The sequence below is a fragment of the Mycobacterium sp. NTMscope_Eco_3 genome (assembly GCF_976985685.1).
Window position 1 is genome coordinate 5556402 of the sequence record NZ_CDRJYZ010000001.1, and the last position, 16660, is coordinate 5573061.

General features: G+C 68.5%; 14 protein-coding genes. 12 read left to right on the top strand and 2 right to left on the bottom strand.

Features of this window, described 5'->3' with window-relative positions:
- Positions 1–73: 73 nt before the first annotated feature.
- From AC0KTM_RS25925 to AC0KTM_RS25940, 4 genes are read left to right on the top strand one after another with little or no spacing between them, the layout of a single operon-like run.
- Positions 74–844 carry a lysophospholipid acyltransferase family protein gene (locus AC0KTM_RS25925; protein ID WP_238955539.1) on the top strand — a complete coding sequence of 257 codons (771 nt, stop codon included), beginning with the start codon at positions 74–76 and terminating at the stop codon, positions 842–844.
- Positions 845–847: 3 nt separating this feature from the next.
- Positions 848–1627: a lysophospholipid acyltransferase family protein gene (locus tag AC0KTM_RS25930; RefSeq protein ID WP_238955541.1), complete on the top strand. Its 780-nt coding sequence runs from the start codon at positions 848–850 to the stop codon at positions 1625–1627.
- Positions 1628–1640: 13 nt separating this feature from the next.
- Positions 1641–2426: a lysophospholipid acyltransferase family protein gene (locus AC0KTM_RS25935; protein ID WP_238955542.1), complete on the top strand. Its 786-nt coding sequence runs from the start codon at positions 1641–1643 to the stop codon at positions 2424–2426.
- A 19-nt stretch (positions 2427–2445) separates the two neighbouring features.
- Positions 2446–3258: an HAD family hydrolase gene (locus AC0KTM_RS25940; RefSeq protein ID WP_225329656.1), complete on the top strand. Its 813-nt coding sequence runs from the start codon at positions 2446–2448 to the stop codon at positions 3256–3258.
- A gap of 18 nt (positions 3259–3276) precedes the next feature.
- On the opposite strand, the gene AC0KTM_RS25945 is transcribed toward AC0KTM_RS25940, so the two are convergent.
- Complete coding sequence (locus AC0KTM_RS25945) at positions 3277–4923, bottom strand: LGFP repeat-containing protein (protein ID WP_238957248.1); 1647 nt, start codon at positions 4921–4923, stop codon at positions 3277–3279.
- A 129-nt stretch (positions 4924–5052) separates the two neighbouring features.
- Positions 5053–6024 (bottom strand): PirG, encoded by a 972-nt coding sequence (locus tag AC0KTM_RS25950; protein WP_472417055.1) that lies wholly within the window; start codon positions 6022–6024, stop codon positions 5053–5055.
- A 251-nt stretch (positions 6025–6275) separates the two neighbouring features.
- Here AC0KTM_RS25950 and glf point away from each other — a divergent pair, with 251 nt between their 5' ends.
- The 8 genes from glf (at position 6276) to culp6 (ending at position 16453) form a co-directional block, all read left to right on the top strand.
- Positions 6276–7484 carry a UDP-galactopyranose mutase gene (gene glf, locus AC0KTM_RS25955; protein ID WP_238955545.1) on the top strand — a complete coding sequence of 403 codons (1209 nt, stop codon included), beginning with the start codon at positions 6276–6278 and terminating at the stop codon, positions 7482–7484.
- A 49-nt stretch (positions 7485–7533) separates the two neighbouring features.
- On the top strand, positions 7534–9420 hold the full coding sequence (locus AC0KTM_RS25960) for a glycosyltransferase (RefSeq protein ID WP_472417057.1): 1887 nt from the start codon (positions 7534–7536) through the stop codon (positions 9418–9420).
- Complete coding sequence (locus tag AC0KTM_RS25965; RefSeq protein ID WP_472417059.1) at positions 9413–9961, top strand: phosphatase PAP2 family protein; 549 nt, start codon at positions 9413–9415, stop codon at positions 9959–9961. The genes AC0KTM_RS25960 and AC0KTM_RS25965 overlap by 8 nt, the downstream gene beginning before the upstream one ends.
- The gene (locus tag AC0KTM_RS25970) at positions 9958–10875 is read left to right on the top strand and encodes a decaprenyl-phosphate phosphoribosyltransferase (RefSeq protein WP_472417061.1); all 918 of its coding nucleotides are present in this window, start codon (positions 9958–9960) and stop codon (positions 10873–10875) included. Before AC0KTM_RS25965 ends, AC0KTM_RS25970 begins: the two co-directional genes overlap by 4 nt.
- Complete coding sequence (gene aftB, locus AC0KTM_RS25975) at positions 10862–12844, top strand: terminal beta-(1->2)-arabinofuranosyltransferase (protein ID WP_472417063.1); 1983 nt, start codon at positions 10862–10864, stop codon at positions 12842–12844. The genes AC0KTM_RS25970 and aftB overlap by 14 nt, the downstream gene beginning before the upstream one ends.
- A 392-nt stretch (positions 12845–13236) precedes the next feature.
- Positions 13237–14280, top strand: coding sequence for a diacylglycerol acyltransferase/mycolyltransferase Ag85A (gene ag85A, locus AC0KTM_RS25980; protein ID WP_225329181.1), 1044 nt, complete (start codon positions 13237–13239; stop codon positions 14278–14280).
- A 163-nt stretch (positions 14281–14443) separates the two neighbouring features.
- Positions 14444–15346: an esterase family protein gene (locus tag AC0KTM_RS25985; RefSeq protein WP_225329206.1), complete on the top strand. Its 903-nt coding sequence runs from the start codon at positions 14444–14446 to the stop codon at positions 15344–15346.
- A 96-nt stretch (positions 15347–15442) separates the two neighbouring features.
- Positions 15443–16453, top strand: coding sequence for a carboxylesterase Culp6 (gene culp6, locus AC0KTM_RS25990; protein ID WP_225329182.1), 1011 nt, complete (start codon positions 15443–15445; stop codon positions 16451–16453).
- The last annotated feature ends 207 nt before the right edge of the window (positions 16454–16660 follow it).

Here is a 16660-nt window from a genome sequence, read left to right on the forward strand (position 1 = left end):
TTTGCGCCCCCGAGCTTAGCGCGAGGCGACATCCGGGGGCGCCGCACAGCCCGGAGCACTAGGCTGATGAGCTGTGGAACCGGTTTACGGGACGGTCATTGCGCTAGCCCGCTTGGTCTGGCGCGCACAGGGCCTGAAGATCACGGTCACGGGCGTGGAGAACCTACCCAAAAGCGGCGGTGCGGTCATCGCGATCAACCACACCGGCTACCTGGACTTCACGTTCGCGGGGTTGCCCGCCTACAAGCAGGGCCTGGGTCGCAAGGTGCGGTTCATGGCCAAGCAGGAGGTCTTCGACCACAAGGTCACCGGGCCCATCATGCGCAGCCTGCGCCACATCTCCGTGAACCGGCAGGACGGCGCCGCCTCCTACGAGGCCGCCGTGCGGCACCTGAAAGACGGTGAGCTGGTCGGGGTTTATCCCGAAGCCACCATCAGCCGCAGCTTCGAGATCAAGGAGTTCAAATCGGGCGCGGCCCGCATGGCGGTCGAGGCCGGGGTGCCGATCGTTCCGCACATCGTCTGGGGCGCCCAGCGCATCTGGACCAAGGACCACCCCAAGAAGCTCTGGCGGCCGAAGGTACCGATCGTCGTCGTCGTGGGGGAGCCGATCGAGCCGACGCTGGGCATCGAGGAACTGAAGGACCTCCTGCATTCCCGGATGCAGCACCTGCTGGAACGCGCGCAGGAACTCTACGGCGCCCATCCCGCCGGGGAGTTCTGGGTGCCGCACCGATTGGGTGGGGGCGCCCCATCGCTCGCCGAAGCGGCCCGGTTGGAAGCCGAGGAGGCGGCCGCTCGGGCGGCACGCCGGGCGCGCCCCGCAGGGGCGCCGGAGCAGTGATCGATGGTGGAGCCGACCTTCCGCGCGCTGGAGCTTCTGGCCCAACTGGCGGTGACGGCCACCGGCACCAACATCACGTATCGCGGCGAGCAGTACATCCCTGAGCGGGGCGGCGCCGTGGTGGCGATCAACCACACCAGCTATGTCGACTTCTTGCCCGCCGGCCTGGTCGTGCACCGCCGGGGGCGACGCCTGCGGTTCATGATCAAAGCCGAGATGCAGCAGGTGCGGGTGGTCAATTTCCTGATCAAGCACACCCGCACCATCCCGGTGGACCGCGGGGCCGGGGCGGGCGCCTACGCCGTGGCCGTGCAGCGTCTGCGCGAAGGTGAGCTGGTGGGCGTCTATCCCGAAGCCACGATCAGCCGCAGCTTCGAGCTCAAGGAGTTCAAGACCGGCGCCGCCCGGATGGCCCTCGAGGCCGGCGTCCCGATCGTCCCGGTGATCGTCTGGGGGGCGCAGCGCATCTGGACCAAGGACCACCCGCGTAAACTGGGCCGGGCCAAAATTCCTGTCACCGTGCAGGTGGGCGCGCCGTTGCAGGTGCGCGACGACATTGCGCAGACCGACGCTGCCCTGCGCGACTCGATGACGACGTTGCTGCATCAGGCGCAACGGGACTATCCGCACGAGCCCGGGGCGTACTGGGTGCCGCACCGGCTGGGCGGCACGGCCCCGACCCGCGCGGAGGCCGCGCGCATCGAGGCCGACGAGGCGGCGGCCCGATCGGCCGGTCGAGCGGCCAAGAAGGCCGCCAACCGGGCCGAACGCCCGTCGCAGTAGGCAAGGAGACGACATGCCCGAGGGGTTCTACCGGCTGGCGGAGTGGATCGTGCCGCCGATGGTCGCCATGCAGGGGACAACGTTCACCTATCAGGGTCTCGAGAACATCCCCGAGCGGGGTGGCGCGCTGCTGGCCCAAAACCACACCAGCTACCTGGACTGGCTTCCCACGCTGATGGCCGTCCGGGAGCGCCGGCGGCGCGCGTATTTCATGATCAAGGCGGAGATGGCCGACGTGAAGGCCGTCAACTACGTCATCAAGCACGCCCGGTTGATCCCGGTGGATCGCAGGTCGGGACACGACGCTTTCGACGCCGCGGTGCAGCGCATGCGCGAGGGCGAGCTGATCGGGACGCATCCCGAGGCCACCATCAGCCGCAGTTTCGAACTGCGGGAGTTCAAGACCGGGGCCGCGCGCATGGCGCTGGAGGCCCAGGTGCCGATCGTGCCGATCATCGTGTGGGGCGCCCACCGGATCTGGCCCAAGGACCATCCGAAGAAGGTGCTGCGCAACAAGGTCCCGATCACCGTGGTCGCCGGGCGCCCGCTGCCGCCGCGGGGCACGCCCGAGCAACTCAATGCGGTGTTGCGTGGGGCGATGAATACCCTGCTGTATCGGGTGCAGGAGGAATATCCGCACCCGAAGGACGAATTCTGGGTGCCGCGCCGACTGGGGGGTGGCGCACCCACCCAGGAGGATTCCCGCGCCATCCGGTTGTCGGAGCTGCAGGACCGGATGCGGAAATACGGAACGGACGGCATCACGCGACCGGGGCAGACCCAAAGCGGACTGCATTGAGCGGTCGGACCCGATGACGATGAAGCCGACGCTCATCGCCTGCGACGTCGACGGCACCCTGTTCGACGACGACGAGAAGATCACCCCACGCACCCGCGACGCCATTCGCGCCGCGGTGGACTCCGGTGCGCAGTTCGTCGTGGCGACCGGTCGCCCGCCCCGGTGGATACGGCCCGTCGTCGACGCGCTTGGCTTCGCGCCAATTGCGGTGTGCGCCAACGGCGCCGTGATCTATGACTCCGCGACCGACCGGGTGCTGTCGACGCGCACGCTGTCCGTCGACACCCTGGCCCAGTTGGCGGAGCTGGCGACTCGCGTCATCCCCGGCGCGGGGCTGGCCGTCGAGCGGATCGGCGAACGCGCCCACGACACCGCGACCCCGCAGTTCGTCAGCTCGCCGGGCTACGAGCATGCCTGGCTGAACCCGGACAACACCGAGGTGTCGATCGAGGACCTGCTCAGCGCCCCGGCCATCAAGCTGCTCATTCGCCGGGCCGGGGCCCGCAGCTCGGACATGGCCGCCGAACTGTCCAAGCACGTCGGCATCGAGGGCGACATCACCTACTCCACCAACAACGGCCTGATCGAGATCGTGCCGCTGGGGATCAGCAAGGCCACCGGTGTCGACGAGATCGCCGGGCCGCGTGAGATCGCCCGCGAGGAGGTGGTGGCGTTCGGTGACATGCCCAACGACCTGCCGATCCTGCGCTGGGCGGGTCACGGCGTCGCCATGGGCAACGCCCATCCCGACGTGCAGGCCGCCGCCGACGAGGTCACCGCCGCCAACAACGACGACGGCGTGGGACGGGTGCTGGAACGCTGGTGGGCCTAGCGGCGCGTTGGCCCGGCCCTAAGGGGCCGGGTGCGCCGGTAGCGAGAAGTGTTCGGCCGGAACCGTTGGGCCGCTTGGCAATTGGGTGGCCAGCGGCGTCGTGATGCCGTCCACGACCTCGGCGACGTTGCCGGTCAGCCGCTCGAAGTTCAGCGTCCCGTGCTGGAAATTCTGCGTAATCTGCAGCGGCTCTTGTATTTCCGCGCTGGTCGGCAATCCGAGCGGGCCGCGTTCGTAGCTCTGAGAACCCCAGGCGTCGTAGATGGCGCCCGTGACCGGCTGGGGGCCGGTCTCGGGTGACCAATACATCGCGCCCCGGGCGAAGGTGACGAAGCGGGCGTCGCCGGCCGCGCTGTCTTCCGGCGAGGTCGGCGCGCCCAACACGCTGCTCATCCCGCCGATCGCCTGCCAGTGATCGTAGATCGCCCCGCCCTGCAGCGCCTTGATCAGCTCCTCCGGCGGGTCATTGAAATGTGCCGCGATATCCCGTATTTCGTCCATCAGCGCGTAGGCGGCGTTGCCCGGGCAATCGGTGTTGCCGACGTCGCGGTGGGTGAAGATGGTCGGCAGCGTCGCGATGGAGCCGGCCGGAAAGGTGGTGTAGTGACTGCCGGCGGACTCCAGCTGCACCGTGCCCTTGGGGTCGACGCCGTCCAGGCCGAGCCGCCAGCCGAGCAGGCGGCCGACGGTGCGCAGCTGGATCGGCGTGGGGGGCACGTCGTCGAAGTTGCCGATCATCGACACACCCCAGGTGTTGCGGTTGAATCCACCCGTGTGGAAGGCCTCGACCGCTTTGGTGAGCCCGCCGGCGCTGCCCTCGAACACCTGGCCGTACTTGTCGACCAGCGCGTTGTAGGCGATGTCGCACCAGCCCAGCGTCTTGCTGTGGTAGGTGTAGATGGCCTTGACGATCCCGGCCGATTCCAGCGGCGAGTAGTCGTTGCTGCCCGCGGTGTGATGGACCACCGCGGCGCGAATCCCGTTGTCGTACTGCGGACTACCGCAGCGCAGCGATTCGTCGGCACCCCATTCCGCCCGGCTGATGATGGGGGGCGCCTGCCCGGGCATCACCACCCCGGACGGTGGTGTCCACTGGTTTTGCGACGGCGCCAGCGGCGGGGAGATGAGGACGGCGGAGATGTTCTGCCCGAAGGGCTGTTCCCTCGACGCCGGCTTGTATCCCAGATCCGTCGGGCCACCCGGGGGTGCGGGCGGCGGCTGGGTCGCCTTCGCGTCGAGCGGTCGGGTCACCGCGATCTGGACGGTCGTCGTGGTGCCGACGAACACCGGATCCGTGCCGCGCGGCCCCTCGGCAACTCCGGCCGGATGGCCGGCCCCGGCCGGGTCGGGCGCCGCGGTTTCGTACTCGGTCTGATACCAGGGACCCCACGAACCGTCGGGACGCCTGGCGCGCACGCGGGTCGACGTGCCGGCCAGGTCGCCGGTCAGCGCCACCAACGAGAACGGAGTGTCCTGGCCGATTTCGCGAACCGTGACCCCGGCGCCCAGCCCGATCAGCGGCTGCTCGACGAGTTGGGTGCCGCGCGCCGGCGCCGGCCCGGAGGCGCCGCGGCCCCGTGTCGCGTCCCCCACCCACGAGACGATGACGACGGTCGCCGCGATGGCGGTGAGCATCATCGTCGGTGCACGACTGCGGGACACCAGGCGATGTTACGTGTGTTTCTAATGTTATCTATGAGACGACACGAGGTTGAGCGCGGCTGAATCCGCACCAAAATCGACGGCACCGCAGAAGATTCTGCGGTGCCGTCTGGTGGAGGGTTTGGATAAAGGTCAGACCGGGGGCAGTGCCGGTACCGCGCCCGCGGCCGCCGGCAGCGCACCGGCAGCACCCGCGGCCGCCGGAAGAGCTCCCGCCGCGGCGCCGGGCAGGGCACCCGCGGCGCCCGGCAGAGCGCCCGCGGCGGCACCCGGGAGGGCGCCCGCGGCGGCACCCGGGAGGGCGCCCGCGGCCCCGCCGCCCTGCATGCCCTGCGTGATGGCCGGCATCACCAGGCCCTTGAGCAGGTCAATCGCCTGGCCGGCGCCCAACTGGTTGGCCGCTTGCATGACGTCGTTGACCAGGCCGCCGCTGGCGCCGGACCCGGAGCCACCGCCCAGTCCGGTGCCGCCGCCGATGGGCGAGGCGTTACCGAAGGTCGACAGGGTGGGGCTGCCCAGCCCCGGTGCCACCCCGGCCGGGCTGGTCAGCCCGGGGTTGGACAGCGCCGGGTTGAGCCCGGCGCCCGGGGTCGCGATGCCCGCGCCCGGGGTGGCCGGCAGCGCACCCGGCGCGGTGAGCCCGGGCGTCGTGGGTGCCGCGCCGGGGCTCGTGAGGCCCGGGCTCGCCAGCCCGCCCGGGCTCGCCAGCCCGGGGCTGGTCAAACCGGGGTTCGTGAGGCCGGGGCTGGTCAAGCCGGGGCTCGTCAAGCCCGGATTGGTCAGGCCCGTCGTCCCCAGTCCGGGGGATCCCAGGCCGGGAGTGCCCAGGCCCGGGCTGGCGAGACCCGGTGTGGTCGCGCCCCCGCTCAAGGCGGGCACCGGAGGCATGTTGATCCCGAATTGCGACAGCCCCTGTGACAGCGCGCCCATCAGCTCGCCGGGCAGGTCGCTCATCACCGCGGCCTGCTTGAAGTCGTGATGCTCGGGCGCCTTGTTGTCGGCCGTCGATTCGTAGACAAGGAAGTAAGCGCACGGACTCGCCACTGCCAGGGCGGCAACCGCGCTCATGGCTGTCGAGAGCTTGCGTCGGCGTCGGTTCGGCACGGAAGTCTCCTCAATCTGACTATGTGTTGTGTTTGCGGTCCCGCCGGTCCTATCTGGCTGGAATCACACAAAGTCGATGGTACGAGTGGGGACCCTGTTACTAGAGTGGTGATATTGAATCGTGAGGCAATTGCGACCAGGACTGTGATCGCGGATTCCGGCCGTCCCGACGGCCGTGGTTGAACGGCCGGCCTTCTCCGTGGCCTCGCCAAATGGGTTAGGGCCCCGCGGTCGGATACCCTAAGCAACCGATGACAGCTCGTTTCGATCTTTTCGTCGTCGGCTCTGGATTCTTCGGACTGACCATTGCCGAGCGCGTGGCTACCCAGCTCGGGAAGCGTGTAGTCGTGGTGGACCGCCGTCCGCACATCGGTGGCAACGCCTATTCGGAAGCCGAGCCGCACACCGGCATCGAGGTGCACAAGTACGGCGCCCACCTGTTCCACACCTCTAACAAGAGGGTCTGGGACTACGTGCGGCAGTTCACCGAGTTCACCGACTACCGGCACCGGGTCTTCGCCATGCACAACGGGCAGGCCTACCAGTTCCCGATGGGGCTGGGCCTGGTGTCGCAGTTCTTCGGCAAGTACTTCACCCCCGACGAGGCGCGCAAGCTCATCGCCGAGCAGGCCGCCGAGATCAAAACCGAGGACGCGCAGAACTTCGAGGAGAAGGCCATCTCCCTGGTCGGCCGGCCGCTCTACGAGGCCTTCCTCAAGAACTACACCGCCAAGCAGTGGCAGACCGACCCCAAGGAGCTGCCCGCGTCGAACATCACCCGGCTGCCGGTGCGCTACACCTTCGACAACCGCTACTTCAGCGACACCTACGAGGGCCTGCCCGTCGACGGGTACACGGCGTGGCTGCAGAACATGGCCGCCGACGACCGCATCGAGGTCCGGCTGGACACCGACTGGTTCGACGTGCGCGACCAGCTGCGGGCGGACAGCCCCGACGCGCCGGTCGTCTACACCGGCCCGCTGGACCGCTACTTCGACTACGCCGAGGGACGGCTGGGCTGGCGCACGCTGGACTTCGAGCTGAAAGTGCTTCCGATCGGGGATTTCCAGGGCACACCGGTGATGAACTACAACGACGCCGACGTGCCCTACACCCGCATCCACGAGTTCCGCCACTTCCACACCGAGCGCGACTATCCGGCCGACAAGACCGTGATCATGCGCGAATACTCGCGGTTCGCCGAGGACGACGACGAGCCCTACTACCCGATCAACACCGAGGCCGACCGCGCCGTGCTGGCCGCCTACCGGGCCAGGGCGAAGTCCGAAACCGCTTCGGCGAAGGTGCTTTTCGGCGGCCGGCTGGGCACCTATCAGTATCTGGACATGCACATGGCCATCGCCAGCGCACTAAGCATGTACGACAACGTCCTCGCGCCGCACCTGCGCGACGGCGCATCCCTGAGCGAAGCCCAGAACAAAGAGGAAGGCGCGCGATGATGCGTGCTACGACGATGCAGAGCGAAGCGATGAGGAGGAGTGGCGCCTGATGTCCGCCGTGAGCCTGCTGTCCCGAATCATCCTGCCGCGCCCCGGCGAGCCGCTGGACGTGCGCAAGCTGTATCTGGAGGAGTCGACGACCAACGCCCGGCGGGCGCACGCGACGAGCCGCACCTCGCTGGAGATCGGCAAAGAGTCCGAGGTGTCGTTCGCCACCTACTTCAACGCGTTCCCGGCCAGCTACTGGCGGCGCTGGTCCATCTGCTCTTCGGTGGTGCTGCGGGTGGAGCTGACCGGAACCGGGCGGGTCGACGTGTACCGGACGAAGGCCACCGGGGTGCGAATCTCGGTGGAGGGCCGTCAATTTGTCGGCACCGACGAACAGCCGGCGGTCGTCGAGATCGAGGTGCCGCTCAAGCCGTTCGAGGACGGCGGCTGGATCTGGTTCGACATCACCACCGACAGCTCGGTCAACTTGATCAGCGGCGGCTGGTATGCGACCGAGCCCGCCCCGGTGCCGGCCAACATCGCCGTCGGCATCCCCACCTTCAATCGCCCCGCCGACTGCGTCAACGCCCTGGCCGACCTCACCGCGGATCCCTTGGTGGACGAGGTGATCGGCGCGGTGATCGTCCCGGACCAGGGCGTCCGCAAGGTGCGCGATCACCCGGACTTCCCGGCGGCGGCCGCGGGCCTGGGCGATCGGCTGTCGATTCACGACCAGCCCAACCTCGGCGGTTCCGGCGGCTACAGCCGGGTGATGTACGAGGCGCTGAAAAACACCGACTGCCAACAGATCCTGTTCATGGACGACGACATCCGCATCGAGCCGGACTCGATCCTGCGGGTGCTGGCGATGCACCGCTTCGCCAAGACGCCGATGCTCGTCGGCGGGCAGATGCTCAACCTGCAGGAGCCGTCACACCTGCACATCATGGGCGAGGTCGTCAACCAGGCCAACTTCATGTGGACCGCCGCCCCGCACGCCGAGTACGACCACGATTTCGCCGAATTCCCGTTGAGCGACAAGAACTCTCGGAGCGCCCTGCTGCACCGTCGCATCGACGTCGACTTCAACGGCTGGTGGACGTGCATGATCCCGCGGCAGGTCGCCGAGGAGCTGGGCCAGCCGCTGCCGCTGTTCATCAAATGGGACGACGCCGAATACGGTCTGCGCGCCGGCGACCACGGGTATCCGACGGTCACGCTGCCCGGCGCCGCGATCTGGCACATGGCGTGGAGCGACAAGGACGACGCCATCGACTGGCAGGCCTACTTCCACCTGCGCAACCGGCTGGTGGTCGCCGCGCTGCACTGGGACGGCGACATCACCGGGCTGGTGCGTAGCCACCTCATGGCGACGCTGAAACACCTTGCCTGCCTTGAGTATTCGACGGTTGCCATCCAGAACAAGGCCATCGACGACTTTCTCGCCGGACCCGAGCACATCTTCTCGATCCTGGAATCCGCGTTGCCGGAGGTGCATCGCCTGCGCAAGGAATACCCGGACGCGGTGGTGCTGCCGGCGGCCAGCGAACTGCCGCAGCCGCGCTACCAGAGCAAGGCGATGAACCCGCCGGTGAACCCGGCGTCGATCGGCTACCGGCTGGCCCGCGGGATCCTGCACAACGCGACCAAGGCGGACCCCGACGCCCACCGGTGTCCGGAGTACAACGTGGCGACCCAGGATGCGCGCTGGTTCCGGTTGTGCACGGTGGACGGCGTGACGGTCACGACGGCCGACGGGTGTGGCGTGGTCTACCGGCAGCGGGACCGGCGAAAGATGTTCTCGCTGTTGTTCAAATCGCTGCGCCGCCAGCGTCAGCTGCTCAGCCGCTTCGACGAGATGCGCAGGGTGTACCGCGACGCGCTGCCGGTGTTGTCCAGCAAGCAGAAGTGGGAGACGGCGTTGCTGCCAGCTGCTGAACATGCCTGACGCCTCTGCTGCGCAGGCTCCGCGCGGTGAGGTGGCCGCCCTGGTCGCCGTCCAGGCGGCACTGGCCGATCGCCCCGGGGCATTGACGGTGGCGCGCGCGCTGTCCCACTTCGGCGAGCACAGCATCGGCTGGGTGGCCGTCGCCCTGCTCGGCGCGGTCCTGTCGCCGAGGCGGCGCGCGGACTGGCTGGTCGCCGGGGCGGGAGCCTTCGTTGCCCACGCCGCCGCCGTGATCGTCAAGCGGATCGTGCGCCGCAAACGGCCCCACGATCCCGCCGTCGTGGTCAACGTCGGCACGCCCAGCAAGTTGAGTTTTCCGTCCGCACATGCCACTTCCACCACCGCCGCCGCGATCCTGATGGGCCGGACCACCGGTCTGCCGCTACCGGCGGTCCTGGTGCCGCCGATGGCGTTGTCGCGAATGTTGCTGGGCGTGCACTACCCCAGCGACGTAGCCTGCGGCATCGCCCTGGGTGGCGTCATCGCGGCGATCGCGCGCCGCGCAGGACAGGTGCAAGAGGTTGTAAGAGGTGACGAATGACCGAGGAAACCAAGGAAGCGGTGGCCGGACCGCCCAGCAACCTGGTCGCCGGGGTGATCAAGGCGCTGCGCCCCCGCCAATGGGTCAAGAACGTCTTGGTGCTGGCCGCGCCGGTGGCGGGGCTGGGCAGCGGGATTCGATACGACTACGGGCAGATGCTCACCCAGGTCGGGTTGGCGTTCGTGGTGTTCAGCCTGGCGGCGTCGTCGATCTATTTGGTCAACGATGTGCGCGACGTCGAGGCCGACCGCGAACACCCCACCAAGAGGTTCCGCCCGATCGCGGCGGGCGTGGTGCCCGAGTGGCTCGCCTACGCCCTGGCGGTGCTGCTGGGTGCGGCCTCGCTGGGCATCGCCTGGGTGGTGACCCCGAACCTGGCGCTGGTGATGGCCGTCTACCTCGGCATGCAACTGGCGTATTGCTTCGGTCTCAAACACCAAGCGGTGCTTGACATTTGCATCGTGTCTTCGGCCTATCTGCTCCGTGCCATCGCCGGCGGTGTGGCCACCGAAATCCCACTGTCCCAATGGTTTTTGCTCTCGGCGGCGTTCGCGTCGCTGTTCATGGTGGCCGGCAAGCGTTACGCCGAACTGCAATTGGCCGAACGCACCGGCGCCAAGATCCGCAAGTCGCTCGAGAGCTACACCAGTACCTACCTGAGGTTCGTCTGGACCTTGTCGGCCACCGCGGTGGTGGTCTGTTACGGCTTGTGGGCGTTCGAGCGCGACCGCCACTCGGGGTCCTGGTTCGCGGTCTCCATGGTCCCGTTCACCATCGCGATCCTGCGCTACGCGGTCGACGTGGACGGCGGTCTGGCCGGGGAACCCGAAGACATCGCGTTGCGGGACCGTGTGTTGCAGCTGCTGGCGGTGGCGTGGATCGCGACCATTGGAGCCGCCGTTGCCTTCGGTTAGCCCCGAGCTGCAGGCGCTCAAGGCGCGCATGATGCGCAGCCGGCCGGTGATCAGGCGGCCCGGCTGGCCGGTGTTCCCGTACACGACCATGGTGCGGACCAGCCTCTGGATCGGCGTTGCGGTGGTCGCCGCCCTGTTCGCGTGGGGCGCCTGGCAGCGGCGGTGGATCGCCGACGACGGGCTCATCGTGTTGCGCACCGTGCGCAACCTGCTCGCCGGCAACGGACCGGTTTTCAACCAGGGCGAGCGGGTGGAGGCCAACACCTCCACCGCCTGGACGTACCTGATGTACGCGGGCAGCTGGGTCGGCGGCCCACTGCGCATGGAGTACGTGGCTTTGGCTCTGGCGCTGGTGCTTTCGGTGCTCGGGGTGGCGCTGCTGATGCTGGGCGCCGCGCGGCTGTACGCGCCCAGCCTGCGCGGTCGCAAAGCGATCATGTTGCCCGCCGGGGCGTTGGTGTACATCGCGCTGCCGCCGGCGCGTGACTTCGCGACCTCCGGCCTGGAAAGCGGTTTGGCCCTGGCCTACCTCGGGCTGCTGTGGTGGATGATGGTCTGCTGGGCCCAGCCGGTGCGCAACCGCCCGGACAAGCAGGTGTTCGTCGGGGCGCTGGCGTTCGTCGCCGGGTTCAGCGTCCTGGTCCGGCCCGAGCTGGCCCTCATGGGTGGGCTGGCGCTGATCATGATGCTGATCGCGGCCCGGACGTGGCGGCGCCGCGCGCTGATCGTGGCGGCCGGCGGTTTCCTGCCGGTCGCCTACGAGATCTTCCGGATGGGCTATTACGGCCTGCTGGTGCCGGGGACCGCCCTGGCCAAGGACGCGGCCGGCGACAAGTGGTCCCAGGGCATGATCTACCTCTCGAACTTCGACGGCCCCTACGCGGTGTGGATCCCTGTGGTGCTGCTCGTGCCGCTGGGCGCGCTGCTGTTCGCCGCCCGGCGGCGCCCGTCGTTCCTGCGGCCCGCGCTGGCGCCCGACTACGGGCGCCTGGCCCGCGCGGTGCACAGCCCGCCGGCGGTGGTGGCGTGGGTCCTGATCAGCGGCCTGCTGCAGGCCCTGTACTGGATCCGCCAAGGCGGCGACTTCATGCACGCGCGGGTGCTGCTGGCGCCGCTGTTCTGTCTGCTGGCCCCGGTGGCCGTCGTCCCCGTCGCCATCCCCGACGGGCAGGACTATTCGCGCGAGACCGGCAACTGGGTGGCGGGCGCGGCCGCCGCGCTGTGGCTCGGGGTGGCCGGATGGGCGCTGTGGGCGGCGAATTCATCCGGCATGGGCGATGACGCCACCCACGTCACCTACTCCGGCATCGTCGACGAACGGCGCTTCTACGCCCAGGCCACCGGTCACGCGCATCCGCTGACCGCCGCGGACTACCTGGGCTATCCGCGGATGGCCGCCATCCTGACGGCCCTGAACGACACCCCCGACGGCGCGTTGCTGCTGCCGTCGGGCAACTACATCCAATGGGACCTGGTGCCGATGGCGCAGCCGCCACCCGGCGGCCCCACCGACAAGTCGCCGCAAAAGCCCCAGCACGCGGTGTTTTTCACCAACCTCGGCATGGTCGGCATGAACGTCGGGCTCGACGTGCGGGTCATCGATCAGATCGGTTTGGCCAACCCCCTGGCGCAGCACACCGAGCGGCTGAAACACGGCCGCATCGGGCACGACAAGAATCTCTTCCCGGACTGGGTGATCGCCGACGGCCCCTGGGTGAAGGTGTATCCGGGGATTCCGGGCTACCTGGACGCGCAGTGGGTCGCCGACGCCGTCGCGGCGCTGAAATGCCCCGACACCCAGGCGGTGCTCGGCTCGGTGCGCGCTCCGATGAACCCGCATCGGTTCCTGTCCAACGTGTTGCACTCCTTCCAATTCACCAAGTACCGGATCGACCGGGTCCCGCTTTACGAACTGGCACGGTGCGGGCTACCGATACCCGAACAAGCCCCGCCCCCGCCTCGCGAGTAAGCGCTGCGCAGAAGAAATTTCGGCAAAATCCGCCCCCATTACCACCGGTCCGCCGCGAAAAAATGGCAGCAACATCACATTTGGCCCCTCACCAGCTGGCATCGGCGGGCAAGCACATGTGCGGATATCGCCTCTTTGACACATGTTTGACATGAAAACCGCTGGGTAGGTGGGCCGCTCGACGTTCGGCGGCTCGCCTCGATGCGAACGAATGGGGCAAGGTGTGGTTGACTACACGGGCACTCCTGCGCTTCGCGCGGCGACGATGCGGGCCGACGATGGCCTGAGGAGGAGCCGTGCAGGTGGGTACGCGCAGGCAGTTTGACCCAATCAGGAAAGCGCCCAATCGGACGAATGCGCCGGGAGGCCGCAAGAAGGATGAGGAAGCAAGGATGACGCTTGTCGACAGATTGCGCGGCGCCGCGGCGGGTATGCCGCGCCGGCTCGTGGTGGGGGCCGCCAGCGCGGCGCTGCTGACGGGTCTGATTGGCGCCGTCGGAGGCTCGGCGACCGCCGGTGCCTTCTCGCGCCCGGGTCTGCCCGTGGAGTACCTGCAGGTTCCGTCCGCCGGAATGGGCCGCGACATCAAGGTTCAGTTCCAAAGCGGTGGCGCGAACTCGCCGGCGCTGTACCTGCTCGACGGTATGCGTGCGCAAGACGACTTCAACGGCTGGGACATCAACACCCCGGCGTTCGAGTGGTACAACCAGTCGGGCATCTCGGTCGCCATGCCGGTGGGTGGCCAGTCCAGCTTCTACTCCGACTGGTACAAGCCCGCCTGCGGTAAGGCCGGCTGCACCACTTACAAGTGGGAGACCTTCCTGACCAGCGAGCTCCCGGCCTACCTGCAGAGCCAGAAGCAGGTCAAGCCGACCGGCAGCGCCGTCGTCGGCCTGTCGATGGCGGGATCGTCGGCGCTGATCCTCGCCGCCTACCACCCGGAGCAGTTCGTGTACGCCGGCTCGCTGTCGGCGCTGCTGGACCCGTCCCAGGGCATGGGCCCGTCGCTGATCGGTCTGGCCATGGGTGACGCCGGTGGCTACAAGGCCGCCGACATGTGGGGGCCGAAGGAAGACCCGGCCTGGGCGCGCAACGACCCGTCGCTTCAGGTCGGCAAGCTGGTCGCCAACAACACCCGCATCTGGGTGTACTGCGGTAACGGCAAGCCGTCCGACCTCGGTGGCGACAACCTGCCCGCGAAGTTCCTCGAGGGCTTCGTGCGGACCAGCAACCTGAAGTTCCAAGAGGCCTACAACGGCGCCGGCGGTCACAACGCCTTCTGGAACTTCGACGCCAACGGCACCCACGACTGGCCCTACTGGGGCGCGCAGCTGCAGGCGATGAAGCCTGACATGCAGTCGGTGCTGGGGGCCACCCCGGGTGCGGGCCCGGCCACGGCCGCGGCTGCCGGTAACGCAACCGGCCAGGGCACCTAAAGCACGCCAAGCATCACGACTGACGGCGGGGACCCTTCGGGGTTTCCGCCGTTAGTCTTTCGCGCCCACGTGTGACCTGTTTCACTACCCGGCGAGCGCGGGTACTGAGCCGCTGGCTACTGTGCATTCAGCGACTACACGATGGAGGGTGGACATGACGGTCGTGCGGGGTGTGCCAGCGCTTCTTCGGGCGTTCTGTTTTGCCGCGCTAGCGGTCGGGTTGGTCTTCGTTTCGCCGGCGGCCGGGACCGTCGGCAAAGCCAGGGCCGCGGGCTACGAAAGCCTGATGGTTCCGTCGGCGGCCATGGGCCGCGACATCCCGGTGGCCTTCCTCGCCGGTGGTCCGCACGCGGTGTACCTGCTGGACGCGTTCAACGCGGCGCCCGACGTGAGCAACTGGGTCACCGCCGGCAACGCGATGAACACGCTGGGCGGCAAGGGCATCTCGGTGGTGGCCCCGGCCGGCGGCGCCTGGAGCATGTACACCAACTGGGAGCAGGACGGCAGCAAGCAGTGGGACACCTTCCTGTCCAGCGAGCTGCCGGACTGGCTGGCCGCCAACAAGGGCCTCGCGCCCGGTGGCCACGGCGCCGTCGGCGCCTCGCAGGGCGGCTACGGCGCGATGGCGCTGGCCGCCTTCCACCCCGACCGCTTCGGCTTCGCCGGCTCGCTCTCGGGCTTCCTGTACCCGTCGAGCACCAACTACAACGGCGCCATCCTGGCCGGGCTGCAGCAGTTCGGCGGCGTGGACGGCAACGGCATGTGGGGGGCGCCGCAGCTGGGCCGGTGGAAGTGGCACGACCCGTACGTGCACGCGGCGCTGCTGGCGCAGAACAACACCCGGGTGTGGGTCTACAGCCCGACCAACATGGGCGGCGACGACGCCGCCATGATCGGCCAGGCGTCCGCGGCGATGGGCAGTTCGCGGGAGTTCTATCAGCAGTACCGCAGCAACGGCGGGCACAACGGGCACTTCGACTTCCCGGGCGGCGGCGACAACGGCTGGGGCTCGTGGTCGGGGCAGTTGGGGGCCATGTCGGGCGACATCGTCGGCGCCATCCGCTAGCTCTGCGAGCCGGTACCGTGTAGGAGTGCAGCCGGGGTTCCAGGGCCGCTTGCCCGGATCCGAGCTGCGATCCACCGACTCTGCTGGCAGGAGAACATGGCTAACAGCGCCCGGCGCAAGCGCCGCCGCACCCTCGCCTGGATTGCGGCCCTTTCGGTCGCCGGCGTCGTCTTGTTGGTCATCGTGGGCGTCGTCACCGTGCTGCGCGGGCGCGAGTCGCAGCCCAGCGCGGTGCCGCCCGGGGTGTTGCCCCCGTCTTCGACGACGTCGCACCCGCACAAGCCGCGACCCGCATCCCAGGACTCCTCGTGTCCCGACGTGCTGCTGGTCAACGTCCCCGGCACGTGGGAGTCCGCCCCGCAGGACGACCCCGCCAACCCGATGCAATTCCCGAACGCGTTGCTGCACAAGGTGACCGCGAGCATCACCCAGGATTTCCCGGCGTCGCGGGTGCAGGCCTACACCACCCCGTACACCGCACAGTTCCACAATCCGTTGAGCGGCGACACGCAGATGTCCTACAACGCCAGCCGGGCCGAAGGCACCCGCGCCACCGTCGCGGCGATGACCGACATGAACACCAAGTGCCCGCTCACCAGCTACGTGCTGATGGGCTTTTCGCAGGGCGCGGTGATCATGGGCGACATCGCCAGCGATATCGGCAATGGCCGCGGGCCCGTCGACGACGACCTGGTGTTGGGTGTGACGTTGATCGCTGACGGGCGTCGCCAGCTCGGGGTCGGCAACGACATCGGCCCCAACCCGCCGGGCCAGGGCGCCGAGGTCACGTTGCACGAGGTGCCCATCCTGTCCGGGATGGGTCTGACCATGACCGGTGCGCGCCCCGGTGGCTTCGGTGACCTCAACGGCAAGACCAACGAGATCTGCGCGCCGGGCGACCTCATCTGTGCCGCACCGGAAGAGGCCTTCAGCATCGCCAACCTGCCGAGCACACTGAACACGTTGGCCGGCGGCGCCGCGCAACCGGTCCACGCGCTCTATGCGACGACGCAGTGCTGGAGCGTCGACGGCGCCCCGGCGACCGACTGGACGTTGAACTGGGCTCACGGGCTGATTGCGAATGCGCCACAACCGAAACACGGATGACCGGGGTGGTGGGACACAGGCTTTAGGTGGCGGTTGCCGGTGGCGATCAGCGGTACCTTGTGATTTGGTCTGCCGTGGGCAGGCCCGTAACATTAAGAGGAATTTAAGAGCTACCAGGCTTTGTCGCGGACCCGGGTCGTGGTCGTTGCCGGCTGGGACTGGCACGTGACCGGCGTTCTGGCCCGCGCGTAGACATGTAACGGTTGG